This is a genomic window from Selenomonas sp. (genome assembly GCF_052169755.1).
Lineage (GTDB): Bacteria > Bacillota > Negativicutes > Selenomonadales > Selenomonadaceae > Selenomonas.
This window is the reverse complement of sequence record NZ_JBQNBV010000123.1, coordinates 1-6,217: the sequence shown is the minus strand read 5'-3', so window position 1 is coordinate 6,217 and position 6,217 is coordinate 1. Positions and strand designations below refer to the sequence as shown.

The 6,217-nt window shown below is 57.5% G+C and carries 4 protein-coding genes; all 4 read left to right on the top strand.

What is annotated here, in order from left to right; all coding sequences use genetic code 11:
- Positions 1 to 211 precede the first annotated feature (211 nt).
- The 4 genes from ACTTKG_RS08545 (at position 212) to rlmH (ending at position 6,177) form a co-directional block, all read left to right on the top strand.
- Positions 212 to 2,179, top strand: coding sequence for a methyl-accepting chemotaxis protein (locus ACTTKG_RS08545; protein WP_442673793.1), 1,968 nt, complete (start codon positions 212 to 214; stop codon positions 2,177 to 2,179).
- 248 nt (positions 2,180 to 2,427) lie between these two features.
- Positions 2,428 to 4,395, top strand: coding sequence for a methyl-accepting chemotaxis protein (locus tag ACTTKG_RS08540; protein WP_442673792.1), 1,968 nt, complete (start codon positions 2,428 to 2,430; stop codon positions 4,393 to 4,395).
- Between the two features lie 190 nt (positions 4,396 to 4,585).
- On the top strand, positions 4,586 to 5,701 hold the full coding sequence (locus tag ACTTKG_RS08535) for a S1C family serine protease (protein WP_442673791.1): 1,116 nt from the start codon (positions 4,586 to 4,588) through the stop codon (positions 5,699 to 5,701).
- Positions 5,698 to 6,177 (top strand): 23S rRNA (pseudouridine(1915)-N(3))-methyltransferase RlmH, encoded by a 480-nt coding sequence (gene rlmH / locus ACTTKG_RS08530; RefSeq protein WP_442673790.1) that lies wholly within the window; start codon positions 5,698 to 5,700, stop codon positions 6,175 to 6,177. Before ACTTKG_RS08535 ends, rlmH begins: the two co-directional genes overlap by 4 nt.
- The last annotated feature ends 40 nt before the right edge of the window (positions 6,178 to 6,217 follow it).

Here is a 6,217-nt window from a genome sequence, read left to right as displayed (position 1 = left end):
GCCTTACAGAAACCTAGCCAATCAGTCTGCGCCCTTCGGGCTTGACTTCTTGGGGGTTCATAGTAAAAATAAAGGGAATTTCTTAGGGAAAAATGTGAAAAACACGATAAAAGAGTAGAAAAATATGAGAGATAAACAGCTGCATGTCCCTTTTTCCGGCGATTAAGTGGCTGACATGAGGTTTTTGTTATTCGATAAGGAGGATATGAAGATGAAACTTAAACCTAAGATGCTGATGGGTATCGGTATCCCGCTGCTCATTGTTTTTATCGTCATGGGCGCTGTCATTGATATGATGGCGAGCACGGGTCTCAAAGCGGCGACCGAGGTCAGCATGGAGCAGCGTGCGGATCACTACGCCGTGGAGATTGACGGCAATATTCGAGAACAGGCGGCTTTTCTGACGGCTCTTGGCAAGAGCTGGGCGGACGGTATGCCTGACAATGCGGCATTGCAGGGGACGGTTGATGATCTGGGCCGCTGCAACGGCGTCTATGGCTTCCTCATCGGACGTCCCGACGGCTCTCATGTGACGAGCCAAGAGTATCCGCCTACATGGGATCCGCGTACGCGCGATTGGTACAAGAGCGCTGCTGCAGCAGACGGTGTGGTGTTTTCCGATGTCTATAAGAATGCTGCGGACGGCGCGATCATCGTGACACTGAGCAAGGCGGTGCGTCACAACGGAGAGCTTATCGCCGTCATCGGCACGGATGTTTCGGTGGAATCTCTGACGGGAATGCTCAAGGACGTCAAGGTCGGTGAACATGGCTCGATCGCTGTCTTAGGTCCCGCGAGCGAGTTCATCTATCATAAGAAGTTTCAGCTTGATGACACGCCGCTTGCGGAGATGGACGGCGGCAAGTATAAGGAGCTGGCGGCTAAGTTCATGTCGGATAAGCCGCAAATGATCGAGGCAGAGTTCGAAGGTGTGCAGAAGTTTTATCAGACGGTGCCGATCGCCTCGACGGGCTGGCATGTCGTCATTGAGGTGCCGCAGTCGGAAGCGTTTGCTTCGGCGACGAAAATGCTCTATGCGACGATTGTTATTTGTTTGTTGGCGCTTGTCCTTTTGTGCGGCATTACCTACTATTTCCTGACGGGCATGATCTCTCCCATCGAGGTGTTGTCTGAGACGATGAGCTTCATCGCCAAGGGCGATCTTACGCATAAGGTGCCGAAAAGCGACCGTGCCGATGAGATCGGCGTCTTGCAGGAAAGTGCGGGCGAGATGCTTTCGACGCTGCGAAAGATGGTCGCGGATACCTCGAAAGCCGCCGATCAGGTGCTTGCATCGTCGGAGGCGCTGACGGCAAGCTCGACGCAGACGGCGAACGCCTCGCAGGCAGCGGCGGAAGCTGTCATCGACATCGCCGAACGCGCTGCGGAGCAGAACGACATCGTGGAGATGGCGAACGAGGTCGCGCACAATATGGGCAAACAGACGCAGGAGATTGCAGCGGCTGTGGACAACTCGACGAAGGTCGCAGAGACGACAGCCGAGGCGACGCGCGAAGGCCGCAAAGTGCTCGAAAAGGCGGTCGCCGGCGTCGACAGTCTCGCGGCGAACTCCCGTGAGGTCGGCGACGCCGTGCAGAACCTCTACGACGGCTCGAAAAACATTGCGGAGATCAACGAGCTTATCACGAGCATTGCAGGTCAGACGAAACTGCTCGCCTTGAATGCGGCGATCGAAGCGGCGCGTGCGGGCGAGCAGGGCAAGGGCTTCGCTGTGGTCGCCGACGAAGTCAGAAAGCTCGCCGAGCAGAGCGAGCAGGCGGCGCAGGAGATCAGCGCGGTCATCGCCAAGAACTCTGCGCAGATCGAGAGTGCGTTCTCGCTGACGAAAGCGCAGGATGAAGAGGTCCGAGAGAGTGTGGAGGAAGTCGGCGCCGCTGATGAGAAGTTCGCGAGTATCGCGGAGGCCATCCGCGCATTGATCGAGCAGGTCAGCAAAGTCACGACGATCACGGGAGCGCTCGAAAAGGACTGCAAGAGTACGGTCGATACGGTGGAAAAGGTCAGCGAGCTGTCACATGCGGTGCAGCAAAAAGCGACGGATGTGTCCGCCGTCTCCGAAGAGCAGGCGGCGTCCGCCGAGGAGATCGCCGCCGCAAGCCATACGCTTGCGGATCTTGCGCAGGAGCTGCAAGCGGGCGTTGCGAAGTTCCGGCTTTGAGGGAAAGCGGATAGGTTTTTCAGGACATATATTCAGCCGTCATGCAGAGAGGCGTGAGTTACTTTTACGCCCATGTAGAAATGTCTGATTTTTGGACATCGTGCCAAGATAAATGAAAAATGGATGAGAATTTGACGGTCTTGCAGGAGATTTGACGATAGGCTAGAAGAGGGAGAGGAATCGTCGTTGCGGTTCCTTTCCGCGTGCAGGAGACATGCACGGACATAAGCAGCAGGGAGGAAGAAGAAATGAAGCTCAAACCGAAGATGCTCTTGAGCATAGGCATACCGCTCATCGTCATTTTTGTTCTCATGGGTACAATCATTTATTTTATGGCAAGTTCCGGCTTGAAGGAGTCGCTGGAGGTCGCTATGGAACAGCGTGCGGCTCGCTATGCAGCGGAGCTTAACGGCAGCGTCCAGGAAAAGCGCGCTATGGTGGAAACCATCGTGCAAGACTGGGAGGACGGTATGCCGCAGGGAGAGCAGCTGCAGCAGGTGGTTTATGACCTCTCGGCACGCGAGGGCGTGTTTGATTTCTATGTGGGATTTCCTGACGGAAGTTTCGTAGCGAAGGACGCTTCTTCGGACGGCTTTGATCCGCGCACGCGTCCGTGGTATAAGCAAGCCGTCGATTCCAATGAGGCGGTGCTTTCCGAGGTCTATCAGTCGGATCCGGATAAGACGCGGGTCATGACGGTCAGCAAGGCGATCCGCAAGAACGGCGCGGTCGTCGCCGTCATCGGCATGGATGTTTCCGTCGATGATATGACGAGCATCTTACAGGATGTAAAGGTCGGCGAGCATGGGACGCTCTTCGTGCTGGGTCCGTCAAGCGAGTTCATCTATCATAAGAAGTTCACGTTTGACGATCCGCCGCTCAATGAGATGGACGGCGGTGCGCATAAGGATCTGGCAGCGAAATTTACCGCGAAGGAGCCGCAGGCGTTCGAGGCGGAGTTTGGCGGCGTATCGAAGTTCTATCAGGCGATGCCGATTCCTTCGACGGATTGGCACATCGTCATTGAGGTGCCGAAAGACGAGGCTTTTGCGGCGGTTACGCGGATGTCGTATGCGATTTTTGTCATCAGCCTGGCTGCCCTGGCGCTTTTGGGCGGCATCACCTATTATTTCCTTTCCGGCATGATTTCTCCGATCGAGATCCTGTCCGAAACGATGAGCTTCATCGCCAAGGGAGATCTCACGCACAAGCTGGTGAAGAGCGGCCGCGTCGATGAGATCGGCGTTCTGCAAAACAGCTCAAGCGAGATGCTTGCGACGCTTCGCAAGATGGTCGAGGATACATCGAAGGCTGCCGAGCAGGTGCTCGCCTCGTCGGAGGAGCTGACGGCAAGCTCGACGCAGACGGCGAATGCGTCACAGGCGGCGGCGGAAGCCGTCATTGACATCGCCGAGCGTGCGGCGCATCAAAACGACATCGTGGAGATGGCGAACGAAGTCGCGCACAATATGGGAGAACAGACGCAGAGTATTGCCAAGGTCGTCGATGCCTCGACGCGAGTGGCACAGACGACGGAAAAGGCGACGCAGGAAGGTCGGGTGGCGCTCGAAAAGGCGGTCGCCGGCGTAGAAAATCTTGCAGCGAACTCTGTCAAGGTCGGCGATGCCGTGCAGAATCTTTACGACGGTTCGAAGAATATCGCGGAGATCAATGAGGTCATCACGAACATCTCCGGTCAGACGAAGCTGCTCGCCTTGAATGCGGCGATCGAAGCGGCGCGTGCGGGCGAGCAGGGCAAGGGCTTCGCTGTGGTCGCCGACGAAGTCAGAAAGCTCGCCGAGCAGAGCGAGCAGGCGGCGCAGGAGATCAGCACGGTCATCGGCAAGAACGCCGCGCAGATCGAGAGCGCGTTCTCACTGACGAAAACGCAGGCGAGCGAAGTCAAGGCGAATGTCGGCGATGTGCAGGCTGCGGATGAGAAGTTTGCAAGCATTGCGGAGTCGATTCGTGCGCTGATTGAGCAGGTCGGCAAGGTCACGACGATCACAGGGATGCTCGAAAAGGACTGCAAGAGTACGGTCGATACGGTGCAGCAGGTCAGCGAGCTGTCGCAGGCGGTGCAGCAGAAGGCGACGGACGTATCCGCCGTCTCCGAGGAGCAGGCGGCGTCCGCCGAAGAAATCGCCGCCGCGAGCCACACGCTCGCCGATCTTGCGCAGGATCTTCAGGAAGGCGTTGCGAAATTTAAGCTTTGAGATCCGATCGCAGGCAAAAGGAAAACGCTCGCTTTTGGCGGGCGTTTTCTCTTTGCTTCGGCGGCTATGTTACAGTTTGCTGAAACTCGCGCGATGCCCTTGCGAAACGTGTAATCCGTGCTATAATGGCTTTACAGCGGCGCGAAGAAAAGATGCGCCGCAGAACCTCGGGAATGGAGGAGGAATTTGCATGACATGTTTTTGGAATCGAAAGAAGAAGCCGCTCGCGGGTATGATCGGCGTCTTTGTCGTCGGCGCCGTACTCTTTGCCGGCTGCTCGGACAGCACGGCGAAGAGCAAGGACAATTCCGTCTCGGGCGACATCGCCATCGAGCAGGCGGCGAGTCAGAAGCCGCTGTCGGATGCGCGCAATACGCCTGCGGTGCGTGCGGCTCGCTCGGTGGGCCCCGCCGTCGTCGGCATTACGAATAAGACGATCGTGCGCGATTGGTTCAATATGCCGGTTGAGACGGAGGGCGTCGGTTCGGGCGTCATTTTCAGGAGCGACGGCTACATCGTCACGAACAATCACGTCATTCAAGGAGCGAAGGAGATCACCGTATCGCTTCCGGACGGACGCACGTTCAAGGGGACACTCGTGGGTGCGGACGAGCTTACGGACATCGCCGTCGTGAAAGTCGATGCGACGGGGCTGCCGACGGCGAAGTTCGGCAACTCGGATGATCTCGTCGTCGGCGAGCCTGCCATCGCCATCGGCAACCCGATGGGGCTTGAGTTCCAAGGCACGGTGACGGCGGGCGTCATCAGTGCGCTGAACCGCACGCTCGACATCAGTGAGCGCCGCCTGAAGCTCATCCAGACGGATGCGGCGATCAGCCCCGGCAACTCGGGCGGCGCACTCGTCAACGCAGACGGCGAGGTCGTCGGCATCAACAGTGCGAAGATCTCGGCGAACGGCGTCGAAGGCATCGGCTTTTCCATCCCGATCAACACGGTGCAGGAGATCATCGATCAGCTTCTGACGAACGGCTACGTCGTGCGCCCCTACCTCGGCGTGGGCATCTTCGACAAGGAGACGGCGTCGCGCGCCGGCTACACGCTGAACGCGGAAAAGGGCGTCTACGTCGAGCATCTTGAACTCGGCGGACCGGCGCATCAGGCGGGCATCGAGCGCGGCGATCTGATCTTGAAGGTTGACAATACAGAGACGAATACGGTCGCGGAACTTCGGGCGGCTGTCGCGGAGCATAAAGTCGGCGATAAAGTCAAACTCGTCATCGAGCGAAACGGCAAGCAGCAAACGCTGATGGCGACGCTCAAGGAGATGCCACAGTCGAACCGATGAAGATACGCATTCTGGCGGTCGGCAAGCTCAAGGAAAAGTATCTGCTCCAAGGCGTCGCGGAGTATGAGAAGCGTCTTTCCCCCTTCGCTTCCGTAGAGCTGATCGAAACGCGCGAGGAGCGTATGCCGGAAAGCCCGTCCGAGGCAGAAAAAGAGGATGCGCTGAAAAAAGAAGGCGCGAACCTTTTGCGCCTCGTGCCGGAAAAGAGCTTTCTCATCGCGCTCGATGTGCGCGGGGAGCTTCTTTCCTCAGAAGCGCTTGCAGAAAAGATCGCCGCTCTCGCGCTTCAAGGGAAGAGCGACCTCACGTTTCTCATCGGCGGCGCGTTCGGTATTTCCGCGGCGGTGCGAAAGCGCGCCGACCTTCGACTCTCGTTTTCGCCGATGACCTTCACGCATCAGATGGTGCGGCTTCTGCTCTATGAGCAAGTCTATCGCGCCTTCAAGATCAACCGCGGCGAGAAGTATCATTGGTGATTTGGGTCATTGCATAGAAAAGGGATGCACCTGCGTCGAT

Bases quoted from the DNA above. Each gene is read 5' to 3' on its own strand.
- ACTTKG_RS08545 (WP_442673793.1), top strand. From the start codon at position 212: ATGAAACTTAAACCTAAGATGCTGATGGGTATCGGTATCCCGCTGCTC.
- rlmH (WP_442673790.1), top strand. From the start codon at position 5,698: ATGAAGATACGCATTCTGGCGGTCGGCAAGCTCAAGGAAAAGTATCTG.
- ACTTKG_RS08535 (WP_442673791.1), top strand. From the start codon at position 4,586: ATGACATGTTTTTGGAATCGAAAGAAGAAGCCGCTCGCGGGTATGATC.
- ACTTKG_RS08540 (WP_442673792.1), top strand. From the start codon at position 2,428: ATGAAGCTCAAACCGAAGATGCTCTTGAGCATAGGCATACCGCTCATC.